13 protein-coding genes are annotated in these 14879 nt (G+C 72.5%); 7 read left to right on the plus strand and 6 right to left on the minus strand.

Translation table 11 applies throughout. The features are described 5' to 3' along the window. Positions 1-8: 8 nt before the first annotated feature. On the minus strand, positions 9-1217 hold the full coding sequence (locus ABZ484_RS04585; protein WP_358864417.1) for a bifunctional adenosylcobinamide kinase/adenosylcobinamide-phosphate guanylyltransferase: 1209 nt from the start codon (positions 1215-1217) through the stop codon (positions 9-11). Between the two features lie 114 nt (positions 1218-1331). Between ABZ484_RS04585 and ABZ484_RS04590 the strand changes: the two genes are divergently transcribed. Continuing rightward, positions 1332-1550 carry a hypothetical protein gene (locus ABZ484_RS04590; RefSeq protein ID WP_358864418.1) on the plus strand — a complete coding sequence of 73 codons (219 nt, stop codon included), beginning with the start codon at positions 1332-1334 and terminating at the stop codon, positions 1548-1550. A gap of 56 nt (positions 1551-1606) precedes the next feature. On the opposite strand, the gene ABZ484_RS04595 is transcribed toward ABZ484_RS04590, so the two are convergent. The 3 genes from ABZ484_RS04595 to ABZ484_RS04605 form a co-directional block, all read right to left on the minus strand. Next, positions 1607-2737: a trypsin-like peptidase domain-containing protein gene (locus tag ABZ484_RS04595; protein WP_358864419.1), complete on the minus strand. Its 1131-nt coding sequence runs from the start codon at positions 2735-2737 to the stop codon at positions 1607-1609. 79 nt (positions 2738-2816) lie between these two features. Further along, positions 2817-3518, minus strand: a complete 702-nt coding sequence (locus tag ABZ484_RS04600; RefSeq protein WP_358864420.1) for a methyltransferase domain-containing protein — start codon at positions 3516-3518, stop codon at positions 2817-2819. An 83-nt stretch (positions 3519-3601) separates the two neighbouring features. Beyond that, the gene (locus ABZ484_RS04605) at positions 3602-4201 is read right to left on the minus strand and encodes a DUF3043 domain-containing protein (protein WP_358864421.1); all 600 of its coding nucleotides are present in this window, start codon (positions 4199-4201) and stop codon (positions 3602-3604) included. A gap of 296 nt (positions 4202-4497) precedes the next feature. Between ABZ484_RS04605 and ABZ484_RS04610 the strand changes: the two genes are divergently transcribed. The 5 genes from ABZ484_RS04610 (at position 4498) to ABZ484_RS04630 (ending at position 10972) form a co-directional block, all read left to right on the plus strand. Further along, positions 4498-5283 carry a PspA/IM30 family protein gene (locus ABZ484_RS04610; RefSeq protein ID WP_358864422.1) on the plus strand — a complete coding sequence of 262 codons (786 nt, stop codon included), beginning with the start codon at positions 4498-4500 and terminating at the stop codon, positions 5281-5283. A gap of 52 nt (positions 5284-5335) precedes the next feature. Continuing rightward, entirely contained in the window at positions 5336-5614 is a 279-nt protein-coding gene (locus ABZ484_RS04615) for a hypothetical protein (protein WP_358864423.1), read from the plus strand. Between the two features lie 62 nt (positions 5615-5676). Continuing rightward, positions 5677-6951, plus strand: a complete 1275-nt coding sequence (locus tag ABZ484_RS04620; RefSeq protein WP_358864424.1) for a sensor histidine kinase — start codon at positions 5677-5679, stop codon at positions 6949-6951. After that, positions 6948-7631, plus strand: a complete 684-nt coding sequence (locus tag ABZ484_RS04625) for a response regulator transcription factor (protein ID WP_358864425.1) — start codon at positions 6948-6950, stop codon at positions 7629-7631. Before ABZ484_RS04620 ends, ABZ484_RS04625 begins: the two co-directional genes overlap by 4 nt. Before the next feature lie 224 nt (positions 7632-7855). Next, positions 7856-10972 carry an efflux RND transporter permease subunit gene (locus ABZ484_RS04630; protein WP_358864426.1) on the plus strand — a complete coding sequence of 1039 codons (3117 nt, stop codon included), beginning with the start codon at positions 7856-7858 and terminating at the stop codon, positions 10970-10972. Positions 10973-11053: 81 nt separating this feature from the next. Here ABZ484_RS04630 and nadA read toward each other — a convergent pair whose 3' ends face one another. Then, positions 11054-12238 (minus strand): quinolinate synthase NadA, encoded by a 1185-nt coding sequence (gene nadA / locus ABZ484_RS04635; protein ID WP_358864427.1) that lies wholly within the window; start codon positions 12236-12238, stop codon positions 11054-11056. A gap of 353 nt (positions 12239-12591) precedes the next feature. On the opposite strand from nadA, the gene ABZ484_RS04640 reads away from it, so the two are divergent. Next, a complete protein-coding gene (locus tag ABZ484_RS04640) occupies positions 12592-12948 on the plus strand; it encodes an iron-sulfur cluster assembly accessory protein (protein ID WP_006135694.1) in 357 nt (118 codons plus the stop codon). A 131-nt stretch (positions 12949-13079) separates the two neighbouring features. On the opposite strand, the gene ABZ484_RS04645 is transcribed toward ABZ484_RS04640, so the two are convergent. Further along, positions 13080-14861 carry a hypothetical protein gene (locus ABZ484_RS04645; protein ID WP_358864428.1) on the minus strand — a complete coding sequence of 594 codons (1782 nt, stop codon included), beginning with the start codon at positions 14859-14861 and terminating at the stop codon, positions 13080-13082. Positions 14862-14879: the final 18 nt, after the last annotated feature.

The raw sequence follows: 14879 nt of genomic DNA on the forward strand, positions 1-14879 counted from the left end.
GCCGCCGCTCAGCCGCGCAGGACCATCGCCTGCCCCGCCACCACCAGCAGCACCTGCTCGCACTCCGCGGCGAAGGCCGTGTTCAGGCGGCCGAGTTCGTCACGGTAGCGACGGCCCGACGCGGTGGCCGGGACGATGCCGGAGCCCACCTCGTTGGAGACCGCGACCACCGTCCGGCGGCTCGCCCGGACCGCGGCCGTCAGTTCGGCCACGCGCTCCCGCAGGGCCCGTTCGCCGCCGCCCGCCCACTCCGCGTCGTCCCAGGCGCCGACGGCGTCCATCGCGTCCGTCAGCCACAGCGACAGACAGTCGATCAGCAGCGGCGGACCGTCCTCCTCCAGCAGCGGCACCAGGTCGCAGGTCTCGGCCGTGCGCCAGGAGCCCGGCCGCCGCTCCCGGTGCGCGGCGACCCGGGTCGCCCACTCGGTGTCGCCGCTCCGGGTGCCGCCCGTGGCCACGTACAGGACGCCGGGGAAGGTCTCCAGCCGCCGCTCGGCCTCCACCGACTTGCCCGACCGCGCCCCGCCCAGCACCAGCGTGCGCCGCGGCACGTCCGGTACGTCCTCGTACGCCCCGACCGCCAGCGTGGTGCCGTCCGGCACCGCCCGCGCGCCGGCCGCCGCGAGCCGCCGCCGCAGCTCCGGCCCCGCCGGCACGTCATGGTCCAGGTGGACGGCGAGGACGTCCGTGGCCGGGCCCGCCGCGCCCACCGCCCGCAGCTTGGCCAGGGCGTCCGGCCGCCCCACGACGTCCGCGACGACCATGTCGTACGGCTGCGCCGTGTCCGTGTCCTCCTCCAGGCCGGCCGGCGCGCCGCCCGGCGGCAGGTACAGCAGCCGCTGCCCGTCCGGCCCGGTCACCGCGTACCCCGTGCCCGGCGCGTCCAGCGCCACCGCCCGCACCCGATGCCCCGTCAGCAGCGCCAGCTCCCGCCCGTCCGGCACCCGGCCCGGCTGCGGCAGCCCGGCCGGCACCTCGACGGCCGGTCCCTCGTGCGGATGCGACAGCAGCACCTGCCGTACGCCGTTCAGCGACGTGCCCGCCCGCGCGGCCGCGAACGCCGCGCCCGGTGTCAGATCGAGCAGCACCGCCCCGTCGACGAGCAGCGCCGTCGCCGCGCGCGCGTGCGCGCCGAGGGCCGTCGCGCAGGCCGCGCAGGGGCAGTGGGGGCGGGGGAGTCCCGCGGGGGCACCGGTGCCGAGCAGAGTCACGTCCACGGACCCGATTTTCCCGGGTCACCGCAGGTCTTGCGCATCCGACTAGGCTGCGGGCAGGAGCCGGACCAAGATCCGGCTTCCGCTGTGGAGTGTGCTCACACCAGGGAGGCGTACATGGCGGCATGGACGTGGCGGTTCGAGACGGCCGACGGGACGGAGGTCCAGCCCGCGGTGCAGCCCGAGGAGTTCACCACGCAGGGCGACGCCGAGTCCTGGATCGGGGAGAACTGGAAGGCCCTGCTCGACGGCGGCGCGGACCAGGTGCGGCTGTTCGAGGACTCCGCGGAGATCTACGGCCCGATGAGCCTGCACGCCGAAGGGGCCCAGGAGTAGCTGCCCGTGCGGGGGAGGGGCGGTCACCGGCGGCCGCCCCTCGTCCTCCGTACGGCTCACTGCTCGCCCAGCGTGACCTCCACCGTCTTCTCGGCGCCGTCGCGCGCGTACGTCACCTTCGTCTTCTGACCCGGCTTGTCGGACGCCAGCGTCTCGGCCAGGGAGGTCATCGTCGTGATGTCGTTGTCCCCGACCCGGGTGATGACGTCCCCGGGCCGGATGCCCGCCCTGTCCGCCGCGCCGCCCGCCCTCACCTCGACCACGGCGACCCCGGCGGGCTGGTAGGAGGCGTCGACGACGGTGCGTCCGGTGATGCCCAGCGCCGCCCGGCCGGAGTCGACGACCTTCCCGTACTTCACGATCTGGCCGGCGATCGTCTTCACCATCGACGCCGGGATCGCGAAGCCGATGCCGGGCGCCGCGCTGCCGCCGAGCTGGGGATCGGCCGCGGCGAGCGTCGGGATGCCGATGACCTCACCGTTCAGGTTGACCAGTGCGCCGCCGCTGTTGCCCGGGTTGATCGCGGCCGACGTCTGCACCATGTTGGCGATCGTGGCCCCGGTGCCGCCGCCGCCCTGCCCCTCGCTCACGGTCCGCCCGGTCGCCGACACGATCCCCTGGGTCACGCTCGACGCCAGCCCGAGCGGCGAGCCCATGGCCAGGACGATCTGCCCGACCTCCACCTTCTCCGAGTCGCCGAAGGTGGCCGCCTTCAGTCCGGGCGGCACCTTGTCCAGCTTGACCACGGCGAGGTCCTGGTCCGGGTAGGAGGAGACGAGCGTCGCGGTGAACGGCTGCCCGCCGCCCGCCGTGGTGACGCGGAACCGCTTCGTGTTCCCCACGACGTGCGCGTTGGTGACGATGTGCCCCTTGTCGTCGTACACCACGCCCGACCCCAGCTCCCCGCCGGTCTGGATCTGCACCACCGACGGCAGTACGTCCCTGATCACCCGCTGGTACTCGGCCTGGAGGTCGCCGGCGGTCGCCGGCGCGGCCACCTGCCGTTCCCCGGAGGCGTCCTTCGTGCCCGAGGCCGTGCCCGAGGCCGCGGGCTCCTGAGGAGTCGACGAGCCGCTGCAGCCGGACAGCAGCGCGGCACCGAGAATCACGGCAGCGGCGAACGGAACGCCCGTCCGCAGAGCACGGGCGCGGAGGGAACGGGCGCGGCGGGCACGGGAAACGTCCATGCACCGAGTCTCACGGCGGGGTGAACACCCGGCTTGCCGGGCTCACCCGAACGAGCGGACCCGAAGCGAGACCGCGGCCTCAGCCGCGCACCCCGCACAGATGGAGCAGCGCCGCCACCGCGCGGTACGGGTCGGTGCGTCCGGCCCGCTCCTCCGCCGCCAGCAGCGTCTCCACATCGGCCGGGGGCCGGGCACCGTCCGCCGCCGTGTCGGTGAAGACCCGCACCCCGTACCAGGCGTGCAGCGGCGCCCCGATCCCGGCGAGTGTCGCCGTCAGATCGGCGAGCCGGTCCGCCCGTACGTCCAGCCCCAGCCGGTTCCGGTACGCCGTCGTGTCGAACGCGGCCAGCGCCCCCGGCCAGTCGCCGGACAGTCCCGGCCGCAGCGCCAGCGCGTCACCGTTGCGCACCAGCAGTGACAGCAGTCCGCCCGGCGCGAGCATCCGGGCCAGCCCCGCCAGCAGCGGATCGGGCTCCTCGACGTACATCAGCACGCCGTGGCAGAGCACCACGTCGAAGCTGCCCGGCAGGAAGTGGACCCCGGTGTCCTGGCCGTCGGCCTCGACGATCCGCATCCGCGCCCGGATGCCCTCCGGCTCGGCGGCCAGCGCCTCGCGCGCCACGGCGATCATCTTCTGGTCGCGTTCCAGACCGGTCACCTGGTGCCCGGCCCGTGCCAGCCGCAGGGCCTGGGTGCCCTGGCCCATCCCCACGTCGAGCACCCGCAGCCGCTGCCCGACCGGGAACCGCCCGGCTATCTGCTCGTCGAGCTGCCGGGCCACCAGCTCCTGCCGTACGACGTCACGCAGCCCGCCCAGCTTGTCCAGCCAGGCCTCGGCCGCACCCCCGGTGAAAGGCTCCGCGCTCAGGGCCGCTCTCCGCGCTTGACCTGCGGCTTCGGCAGCCGGAGCCGGCGCATCTGGAGGGAGCGCATCAGGGCGTAGGCGACCGCGCCCCGCTTGTTCTCGGCCGGGAAGCGCTCGGCGAGCCGCTTCTTCAGCCGGAAACCGGTGACGACCGAGTCCAGCACGATCAGCACGATCACCACGAGCCACAGCAGCAGCGCCAGGTTCTGGAGGTAGCCCACCCGCACCATGCTCAGCACCAGGATGACCACGGCCATCGGCAGGAAGAACTCCGCGATGTTGAACCGGGAGTCGATGAAGTCGCGGGCGAACCGGCGCACCGGGCCCTTGTCACGGGCCGGGAGGTAGCGCTCGTCGCCGCTGGCCAGCGCCTGGCGCTGCCGCTCCATCTGGGTACGGCGCTCCTCGCGCTGCCGCTTGGCGGCCTCCTTGCGTGTGGTCGGCGTGTTGGCGACGCTGCGGCGCTGGGCCTGGGCCTCACTGCGCTTGGGCGTGGGGCGGCCCTTGGGAGCCTGCGGGTCACGGGTCTGCTTGGAGAAGTTCACCGGCGCCTTGTCGGCGGCCGGGGCCTTCTCTTCCTTGGCACGGCTACGGAACACAAAACCCAAGGGTAAGGGCTTGACCCGCATGGACCCCAGCCCCGCGGGGAACGATCCGGCAACACCGGTCGTCTCCAAGGGGACAGAGGGGGCGTTGCGCACGGGCCGGCCGGCGGTGCCCGGGGGTCACCTACTCCCTACGCCGGAGCGGAATCGGGCGCAGTCGTCCTTGGGGATGACCGCATCCGTTCCCGAACAGTGCGGTAATGGATGCAGGGCCCGTACTGTGGGTTCTGTCGCAGAGCTGTGAGCTGGAGTCCGTCAGAAGGGGGCGCGCGAAGCCCATGAGCGGTGTCATGAAGCGTATGGGGATGATCTTCCGCGCGAAGGCGAACAAGGCCCTTGACCGGGCCGAGGACCCGCGCGAGACCCTCGATTACTCGTACCAGAAGCAGCTGGAGCTGCTCCAGAAGGTGCGGCGCGGCGTCGCCGACGTGGCGACCAGCCGCAAGCGCCTGGAGCTCCAGCTGAACCAGCTGCAGCAGCAGTCCACCAAGCTGGAGGACCAGGGCCGCAAGGCGCTCGCGCTGGGCCGCGAGGACCTGGCCCGCGAGGCGCTCTCCCGCAAGGCCGCCCTCCAGCAGCAGGTGACGGACCTCGAGACGCAGCACGCGACCCTCCAGGGCGAGGAGGAGAAGCTCACCCTGGCCGCCCAGCGCCTCCAGGCCAAGGTCGACGCCTTCCGCACCCGCAAGGAGACGATCAAGGCGACCTACACCGCCGCCCAGGCGCAGACCCGGATCGGCGAGGCGTTCTCCGGCATCTCCGAGGAGATGGGCGACGTCGGCCTGGCCATCCAGCGCGCCGAGGACAAGACCGCCCAGCTCCAGGCCCGCGCCGGCGCCATCGACGAGCTGCTCGCCTCCGGCGCCCTGGACGACCCCACCGGCATGGCCAAGGACGACATCGCCGCCGAGCTGGACCGGATCTCGGGTGGTACGGATGTGGAGCTGGAGCTCCAGCGCATGAAGGCCGAACTGGCCGGAGGCTCGTCCGAGGACCGGCAGGCCATCGAGGGCGGCCAGGGCCAGGCGCAGCCCCAGCAGCAGCCGCAGGACACGCCCCGCTTCGACAAGCAGTAGACCCACTCACCGACAGCCGACAGCCGGGGCGCACGCCGCCGAGGAGGGCGACATGATCGTACGGATCATGGGGGAGGGACAGGTGAGGCTGGCCGACGGCCACCTCGCCGAGCTCGACAAACTGGACGAGGAACTCCTGGCCGAGATGGAGAACGGCGACGGCCCCGGCTTCCGCCGCACTCTGCACAGCCTGCTCTCCAGGGTCCGTGAACTGGGCGAACCCCTGCCGGACGACTCCCTGGAGCCGTCCGAGCTGATCCTTCCGTCCCCGGACGCCAGCCTCCAGGAGGTACGGGACCTGCTCAGCGACGACGGCCTGATCCCTGGGTGACCGTCCCCTCCGGGGACCGTGCGCGGGCCGTTCTCCACGGGCACCCCGTACCCTTCGCAGGCGTGACCACCTCGCTCGACCGCGCCCGCTGCCGGATCAAGGCGCACCCCCTCGCCCTGGACGCGGCCCTCGCGGCCGCGGTCCTCGTGTGCATGGTGGTCGGGTCCTTCGCGGACCCCCGCGGGCAGAACGGCGTCAGCTGGGCCGTCCGCCGGCCCGAGCTGCTCAGCCTCGTCCTGATGACCCTCGGCGCCGCCGCGCTCGTGCTGCGCCGCCGCGCCCCGCGCACGGTCCTCGCCGTCACCGGCACCGTCTCCCTGATCGAGTGCGTCACCGGCGACCCGCGCACCCCCGTCGCCATGTCCGCGGTCATCGCCCTCTACACCGTCGCCGCCACCACCGACCGCCCCACCACCTGGCGCCTGGGCCTGACCACGATGACCGGGCTGACCGGCGCCGCCATGCTCGGCGGGACGCTGCCCTGGTACGCCCAGGAGAACCTCGCCATCTTCGCCTGGACCGGCATGGCCGCGGCCGGCGGCGACGCCGTGCGCAGCCGCCGCGCCTTCGTGCGCGCCATGCGGGAGCGCGCCGAACGCGCCGAGCGCACCCGCGAGGAGGAGGCCCGCCGCCGCGTCGCCGAGGAGCGGCTGCGCATCGCCCGCGACCTGCACGACGTGGTCGCCCACCACATCGCCCTGGTCAACGTGCAGGCCGGAGTCGCCGCGCACGTCATGGACAAGCGCCCCGACCAGGCCAAGGAGGCGCTCGCCCATGTCCGGGAGGCCGGCCGGTCCGCGCTGAACGAGCTGCGCGCCACCGTCGGACTGCTCCGGCAGTCCGACGACCCGGAGGCCCCCACCGAGCCCGCCCCCGGCCTGCACCGCCTGGACGAACTCGTCGGCACCTTCCGCAGCGCCGGCCTGCACGTCGAGGTCGCCCGCGCCGACCAGGGCACCACGCTGCCCGCCGCCGTCGACCTGGCCGCGTTCCGCATCGTCCAGGAAGCCCTGACCAACGTGCAGAAACACGCCGGCGACCGGGTCCGGGCCGAGGTCAGCGTCGTACGGGTCGGGCCGAACGTCGAGATCACCGTCCTGGACGACGGCGCCGGCGCCGTCGCCGCAGAGGGCCCCGCCACCGGAGGCGGCCACGGACTGCTGGGCATGCGGGAGCGGGTCACCGCCCTCGGCGGCACCCTCACCACCGGCCCCCGCTACGGCGGCGGTTTCCGCGTCCATGCGATCCTGCCCCTCCAGACCCGCACCGGCACCAGCACCAACACCGGAAACAGCAACAGCAGCAACAGCACCCGCGCCCCGGGGGACGCCGCATGACGATCCGTGTCCTGCTCGCCGACGACCAGGCCCTGCTGCGCAGCGCCTTCCGCGTCCTCGTCGACTCCGAGCCCGACATGGAGGTGGTCGGCGAGGCGTCCGAGGGCGCCGAGGCCGTGCGCCTGGCGAAGGAACAGCGGGCCGACGTCGTCCTGATGGACATCCGCATGCCCGGCACCGACGGGCTCGCCGCCACCCGCCTGATCAGCGCCGACCCCGCCCTCGCCGAGGTCCGCGTGGTCATCCTGACCACCTTCGAGGTCGACGACTACGTGGTGCAGGCGCTGCGCGCGGGCGCCTCCGGCTTCCTCGGCAAGGGCAGCGAGCCCGAGGAACTGCTCAGCGCCATCCGGATCGCCGCCCAGGGCGAGGCACTGCTGTCCCCGGCCGCCACCAAGGGCCTGATCGGGCGGTTCCTCGCGCAGGGCGACGCCGCGGACGACGGCCGCGACCCGGCCCGCTCTCAGCGGCTGGACGCGCTGACCGTGCGCGAGCGCGAGGTGCTCGTCCAGGTCGCCGGCGGACACTCCAACGACGAGATCGCCGAACGTCTCCAGGTCAGCCCGCTGACCGTGAAGACCCACGTCAACCGGGCCATGGCCAAACTCGGCGCGCGCGACCGGGCGCAGCTGGTCGTCATCGCCTACGAGTCCGGGCTGGTGCGCCCCAGGGCCGACTGAGCCCCGCCGGACCCGGTACGTCCAAGGGTGGAGTGCACTCCACCCGGGAGTACTGCGCCCGGAGTAGGCGCGCCGTAAGGAAATGGACCAGGGGGCTACGGAACGGCCGGTGCCGATACCGGAGGGTGTAGGGGTGGGCGCGTCTGCGCGCCCGTGCCGCGTTCGGCGGCTCACCGCCGCTCACCGACGTTCACGGACGTCCACCGGAAGAGAGACCCTGACCCATGTCCTGGCTGTCCAGATTCAGCCTCGCGCAACGGGCCCTGATCGGACTGATGTCGATCGTCGCGCTCGTCTTCGGCGCGATCGCCGTCCCCCAGCTCAAACAGCAGCTGCTGCCCAGCATCGAGCTCCCCATCGTGTCCGTGCTGGCGCCCTACCAGGGCGCGTCCCCGGACGTGGTGGAGAAGCAGGTCGTCGAGCCGCTGGAGGACAACCTCAAGGCCGTCGACGGCATCACGGGCGTCACCTCCACGGCGAGCGAGGGCAACGCCGTGATCACGGCGTCCTTCGACTACGGCAACGACACGCAGCAGCTCGTCGCCGACGTCCAGCAGGCCGTCAACCGGGCCCGCGCGGGGCTCCCGGACGACGTCGACCCGCAGGTGATCGCCGGTTCGACGGACGACATCCCGACCGTGGTCCTGGCCGTCACCTCCGGCAAGGACCAGCAGGCGCTCGCCGACCAGCTCGACAGGACGGTCGTGCCCGCCCTGAAGAACATCGACGGCGTCAGCCAGGTGACCGTCGACGGCGTACGGGACCTCCAGGTCACCGTCACCCCCGACGACGCGAAGCTCGCGCGGGCCGGCCTCACCTCCGCCGACCTGACGCAGGCCCTCCAGGCGGGCGGCGCCACCGTCCCGGCCGGCTCCTTCGACGAGGGCGGCGCCAACCGCACCGTCCAGGTCGGCGGCGGCTTCACCTCCCTCCGGCAGATCCAGGACCTGATGGTCACCGGTCAGGGCGGCGCCGCGAAGAAGCCGGTCCGCCTCGGCGACGTCGCCGGCGTGCGGCAGGAGCCGGCCAAGGCCGACTCCATCACCCGCACCGACGGCCGGCCGAGCCTCGCCGTCGCCGTCACCATGGACCACGACGGCAGCGCGGTCGCGATCTCGAACGCGGTCAAGGACAAGCTGCCCGACCTGCGCAAGGACCTGGGCGTCGACGCGAAGATCACCACGGTCAGCGACCAGGGCCCGGCCGTCGCCAAGTCCATCGACGGGCTGACCACCGAGGGCGCGCTCGGCCTGCTCTTCGCGGTCCTGGTCATCCTGGTCTTCCTGGCCTCGGTCCGCTCCACGCTGGTCACCGCGGTCTCGATCCCGCTCTCCGTCGTCCTCGCCCTGATCGTGCTGTGGACCCGCGACCTGTCGCTGAACATGCTGACGCTGGGCGCGCTGACCATCGCGATCGGCCGTGTCGTCGACGACTCGATCGTGGTCCTGGAGAACATCAAGCGTCACCTCGGCTACGGCGAGGAGCGGCGCGAGGCCATCCTGAACGCGGTGCGCGAGGTGGCCGGCGCGGTGACCTCCTCCACGCTCACCACGGTCGCCGTGTTCCTGCCGATCGGCCTGGTCGGGGGCATGGTGGGCGAGCTGTTCGGCCCCTTCAGCATCACCGTCACCGCGGCCCTGCTGGCCTCCCTGCTGGTGGCCCTGACGGTCGTCCCCGTCCTCTCGTACTGGTTCCTGCGCGCGCCGAAGGGCACGCCCGCCGAGGCCGACGAGGCCCGCCGCCGGGCCGAGGAGAAGGAGGCGAACAGCCGCCTGACGCGCCTCTACGTCCCCGTCCTGCGCTTCGCCACCCGCCGGCGCCTGACCAGCGTGCTGATCGCGGTGGTCGTGCTGGTCGGCACCTTCGGGATGACGCCGCTGCTGAAGACGAACTTCTTCGACTCCGGCGACCAGAAGGTCCTCAGCGTCAAGCAGGAGCTGAAGCCGGGCACCAGCCTGGCCGCGACCGACGCCCAGGCGAAGAAGGTCGAGAAGCTGCTCGCCGGGACCAAGGGCGTCAAGGACTACCAGGTGACGGTCGGCTCCTCCGGCTTCATGGCCGCCTTCGGCGGCTCCACGGACACCAACCAGGCCTCGTACCAGGTGATGCTCGAGGACTCCGCGTCCGCCGACGACGTCCGCGAGGACATCGAGAACGGCCTGCACAAGTTGTCCGGCATCGGCACCACCACGGTCAACACCGGTGACGGCTTCGGCGACCAGGACCTGAAGGTGGTCGTCAAGGCGTCCGACGGGGACGCGCTGCGCCAGGCCTCGGAGCAGGTCCGCAAGACCGTCGCCGGCCTGGGCGACGTCACCGACGTCACCAGCGACCTCTCGCAGAGCGTGCCGCGTATCTCGGTCCGCGCCAACGACAAGGCGGCGGCGGCCGGCTTCACCGACCAGACCCTCGGCATGGCCGTCGCCCAGTCGGTCAAGGGCACCACGGCCGCCAAGGCGACCCTGGACGACACCGAGCGGAACGTCGTCGTCAGGTCGGCCGAGCCCGCCGAGACGCTGGCCCAGCTGAAGAAGCTGCGGCTCGGCCCGGTGAAGCTGGGCGACATCGCGACCGTCAAGCTGGTCGACGGCCCGGTCTCGATGACCCGTATCGACGGTCAGCGCGCGGCGACCATCACCGCCAAGCCGACCGGCGACAACACCGGCGCGGTGAGCACCGAGCTCCAGTCGAGGATCAAGGCCCTGAAGCTCCCCGCGGGCGCCACGGCCGAGATCGGCGGCGTCACCTCCGACCAGGACGACGCGTTCAAGAACCTGGGCCTGGCCATGCTGGCGGCGATCGCGATCGTCTTCATGCTCCTGGTCGCGACGTTCCGTTCCCTCGTCCAGCCGCTGATTCTGCTGGTCTCGATCCCCTTCGCGGCCACGGGCGCCCTCGGCCTCCTGATCGCCACCGGCACCCCGATGGGCGTCCCCGCCATGATCGGCATGCTGATGCTGATCGGCATCGTGGTCACCAACGCGATCGTCCTGATCGACCTGATCAACCAGTACAGGCGACAGGGCCACGGCGTGGTCGAGGCGGTCCTGGAAGGTGGCCGCCACCGCCTCCGCCCCATCCTGATGACGGCCCTGGCGACGATCTTCGCCCTGCTCCCGATGGCCCTCGGGGTCACCGGCGAGGGCGGCTTCATCGCCCAGCCGCTCGCAGTGGTCGTGATCGGCGGCCTGATCACCTCGACCCTGCTGACCCTGCTCCTGGTCCCGACGCTCTACGCGATGCTGGAACTGCGCAAGGAGCGCCGCGCGAAGAAGCGCGCGGCCAAGCGCGAGGCGAAGGCGAAGGCGGAGACGGAGGAGCTGGAGCCGGCCGGCGTGTGAGCACATGACGAACGTGTGAGCACATGACGAAGGGGCCGGTCCGCGCGCGTCGCGTGGACCGGCCCCTTCGTCATGGACGAGCTACGGCAGCGCGAGCATGCGCTCCAGGGCCAGCTTCGCGAAGGCCTCCGTCTCCTTGTCGACCTGGATGCGGTTGACGAGGTTGCCCTCGGCCAGGGACTCCAGGGCCCAGACCAGGTGGGGGAGGTCGATGCGGTTCATGGTGGAGCAGAAGCAGACCGTCTTGTCGAGGAAGACGATCTCCTTGCCCTCCGGTGCGAAACGGTTCGCCAGGCGGCGCACCAGGTTCAGCTCCGTGCCGATGGCCCACTTGGAGCCGGCCGGGGCCGCCTCCAGGGCCTTGATGATGTACTCCGTGGAGCCGACGTAGTCGGCCGCGGCGACCACCTCGTGCTTGCACTCGGGGTGCACCAGGACGTTGACGCCGGGAATGCGCTCGCGGACGTCGTTGACCGAGTCGAGGCTGAAGCGGCCGTGGACCGAGCAGTGGCCGCGCCACAGGATCATCTTGGCCGCGCGCAGCTCCTCGGCGGTCAGCCCGCCGTTCGGCCGGTGCGGGTTGTAGACGACGCAGTCCTCCAGGGACATGCCCATGTCCCGCACCGCCGTGTTGCGGCCCAGGTGCTGGTCGGGCAGGAACAGGACCTTCTCGCCCTGCTCGAAGGCCCACTCCAGGGCCCGCTTCGCGTTCGACGACGTGCAGATGGTGCCGCCGTGCTTGCCCGTGAACGCCTTGATGTCGGCCGAGGAGTTCATGTAGGAGACGGGGACCACCTGCTCGGCGATCCCGGCTTCCGTCAGGACGTCCCAGCACTCCGCCACCTGCTCGGCCGTCGCCATGTCGGCCATGGAGCACCCGGCGGCCAGGTCCGGCAGGACCACCTTCTGCTCGTCGGACGTCAGGATGTCCGCGGACTCCGCCATGAAGTGCACACCGCAGAACACGATGTACTCGGCCTGCGGCCGGGCGGCAGCGTCCCGGGCCAGCTTGAAGGAGTCGCCCGTGACGTCGGCGAACTGGATGACCTCGTCGCGCTGGTAGTGGTGGCCCAGCACGAAGACCTTGTCCCCGAGCTTCTCCTTGGCCGCGCGGGCGCGCGCCACGAGGTCCGGGTCGGAGGGGGAGGGCAGCTCGCCGGGACACTCCACACCGCGCTCGCTCTTCGGGTCGGCCTCACGGCCGAGCAGCAGCAGGGCGAGGGGCGTCGGCTGTACGTCGAGCTCCTGGGTTTGGGCGGTGGTCACGACACGCACCCTTTCTACTTTTCGTCTAACTGACGCTATTTATCATAACCGCTTCACGTCACTTTGACGATGGCCATTGTGTCCATGTGACGTGAATCCCGACACGCCCCCGGCATGGACCCGAGGCGGACCTGGCCCGGACCCGACGCGGACCCGACGCGGACCCGTCCTCCGGCGTTGTCGCGTGCGTCGCTTCGTCCACAGGCCGCTGTCAGCCGCTCGGCGCATGTGCGAGCATGAAGAGGACGAGCATGGACAAGAGAAAAAGCATGTGCTCGGCCCGGAATGAATCCGCGGCCTTGCCGGTTGCACTCGTCGGCAAGCAGTCTCCGTACAACCCGGGAGAGATGTAGATGTCCGTATCGGACGAGACCACCACCGTCACCGACGGCATCATCCTGACCGACGCCGCCGCGTCCAAGGTCAAGGCGCTGCTCGACCAGGAAGGCCGTGACGACCTCGCCCTGCGCGTCGCCGTCCAGCCCGGCGGCTGCTCCGGCCTGCGCTACCAGCTCTTCTTCGACGAGCGCTCCCTCGACGGCGACGTGGAGAAGGACTTCGGCGGCGTCAAGGTCGTCACCGACCGTATGAGCGCTCCGTACCTCGGCGGCGCCACCATCGACTTCGTGGACACGATCGAGAAGCAGGGCTTCACGATCGACAACCCGAACGCGACGGGCTCCTGCGCCTGCGGCGACTCCTTCAGCTGATCCCGGCCCGACGGAGAAGGCGGCGGTCCCCCTCCCCGGGGGGCCGCCGCCTTGCGTGTGCGCCGCTGCCGGCGCGGCCGGCCGACCGCCTCACGTCCCGCTCACCCGCTCACCCGCTCCACGCTCCCGGCTCACCTGACCGGCTGACCGGAGGCCCGCGGTGGTGCGGGCAGCCGGGCTCCGGGCTTCACCCGCGGGATCGTGCTGCCGTCCGACCCGACCACCTTCCGGTCCCCGAGCGGCTGGTCCAGGTGGACCGACTGCCGGTACTCCTTGGCGATCAGGATGCAGACCTTGTCCGGCCACGGAGTCTCCGTCACCGTGACGGTCACCCGGTCGGAGCTCTCCTTCGCCGACGTCCGGTAGTCGGCGCACACCCCGCCCTCGAAGCTCACCGTCAGCTCGTCGCCCTCGGTGGTGTAGCCCGACACCCGCACGTCACGGGTCGCCGGTGCGGCGCCCGGACCGCTGGGCCGCGGCTCCGGCCGCGCGGACGGCGCGGACGGTGCGGACGGCGCGCCCGGTGAGCTCAGGTACCGCGGGTCGACGGCCGGGTACGTCACCGTGAAGCCGCCCTGACCAGCGGCTCCCCGCACCTGGAACAGCCAGGACGGCACCAGCGTCTGCCGCCCGTTCGAGGAGTGCGACGCCAGGCCGAACACGGCCCGGTCGACGGTGAAGGCGTCCTGCCCGGCACTGTGACCCGTGGGCCCGGAGTTCCCGGAGTTCCCGGAGGATCCGGACAATCCGGAGGTCCCGCACGGCGCCTCCAGGCGGTCCTTCAGCGGTACGGGACTGGCGCAGCCGCCGATGCCCATGCGGTGGTCGGTGCGCGGGGCCGCGTTCATCAGGTCCAGCGTCCTGCGCGCGCTCAGCACGGGATACGTCTCGCCCTCGGCCGGCGCCTTCACCTGCCCGCTGCCGCCGACCACCTCGCCCTGCGGGCTCACGGTCAGGCCCGTCGTCCAGCCGTACGTCGGCAGCCCGCCGAACCGCGGATCGGCGTTGACGACCCGCTGGGCGCCCATGACCTGGCCCGCGTCCACCTTCGCGTCGTCCTGCCCCAGCGCCTTGAGCACCGGAGCCGCCGCCTTCTCGGCCGCCGCCACGCTCACCGGGTGGACGGTGGGAGCGGCCGGGGCGTGCGCGCACACCGCGCCCTTGCAGTTGTCGGTGCCCGGCGCGTACCGGCTGAACGTCCAGGTCCCCGGCGCCTGCCGGTTCACCCGCAGCATCGGACCGGCCCCGTCCTTCCCGGTCCCGACCCGCCAGGCCTGCGCGTCGGCCACGACGGTGCCCTCCACGCCCAGCGCCCTGGCCAGGCGGGTCACCTCGTCGCGGGTGACCTCGCCCCGCGGCTCGTACACCGGTGCGGAGGCGGGCCCGGCGGGCAGCGTTCCGGCGGCCCGGTAGGTGGCGCCGTAGGGGTTGGGCTCGCCGGGCGCGATCCCGTTCGTGCCGGCCGTGGCGCCCGTATCCCCCGTACGACCGGAGGCGTAGTCGTCGAGGACGAGCGGCGGGGGAGTGCCGTGGCCGGGGGAGGCCGCCGAGCCCGTACGGTCGTCGCCGGAGCCGTCGTACGCACTCGTGGCGAGGTACGCCCCGCCGCCGCCCACCAGCAGCACCGCCGCGGCGACCGAGGCGGCGACCAGCGGAGACCGGCCCCGGCCGAACCGGCCGCCACTGCCGCCGCCGTCGTCACCGCCGTCGCCTGCGTCATCGCGCCGGCCGTCGTCGCCGTCGTCACCGCCGTCGCCGTGGTCGCCGCCCCCGCCGTCGCCGGTGGTGCTCACCGGCGGGACCTCGGGTTCCGGTGCCTCCGGCCGTGCCGCGGCGTCCTCGGCGGCACCCGCGGCCTCGGCCTCGGCCTCGGTCGCGGCCGTGTCGTCGTGGTCGGGTCGCTCGGTGTTCACCGCATCGCTCCTTCGGCT

Source organism: Streptomyces sp. NPDC006393, from assembly GCF_040628575.1.
Classification (GTDB): domain Bacteria; phylum Actinomycetota; class Actinomycetes; order Streptomycetales; family Streptomycetaceae; genus Streptomyces.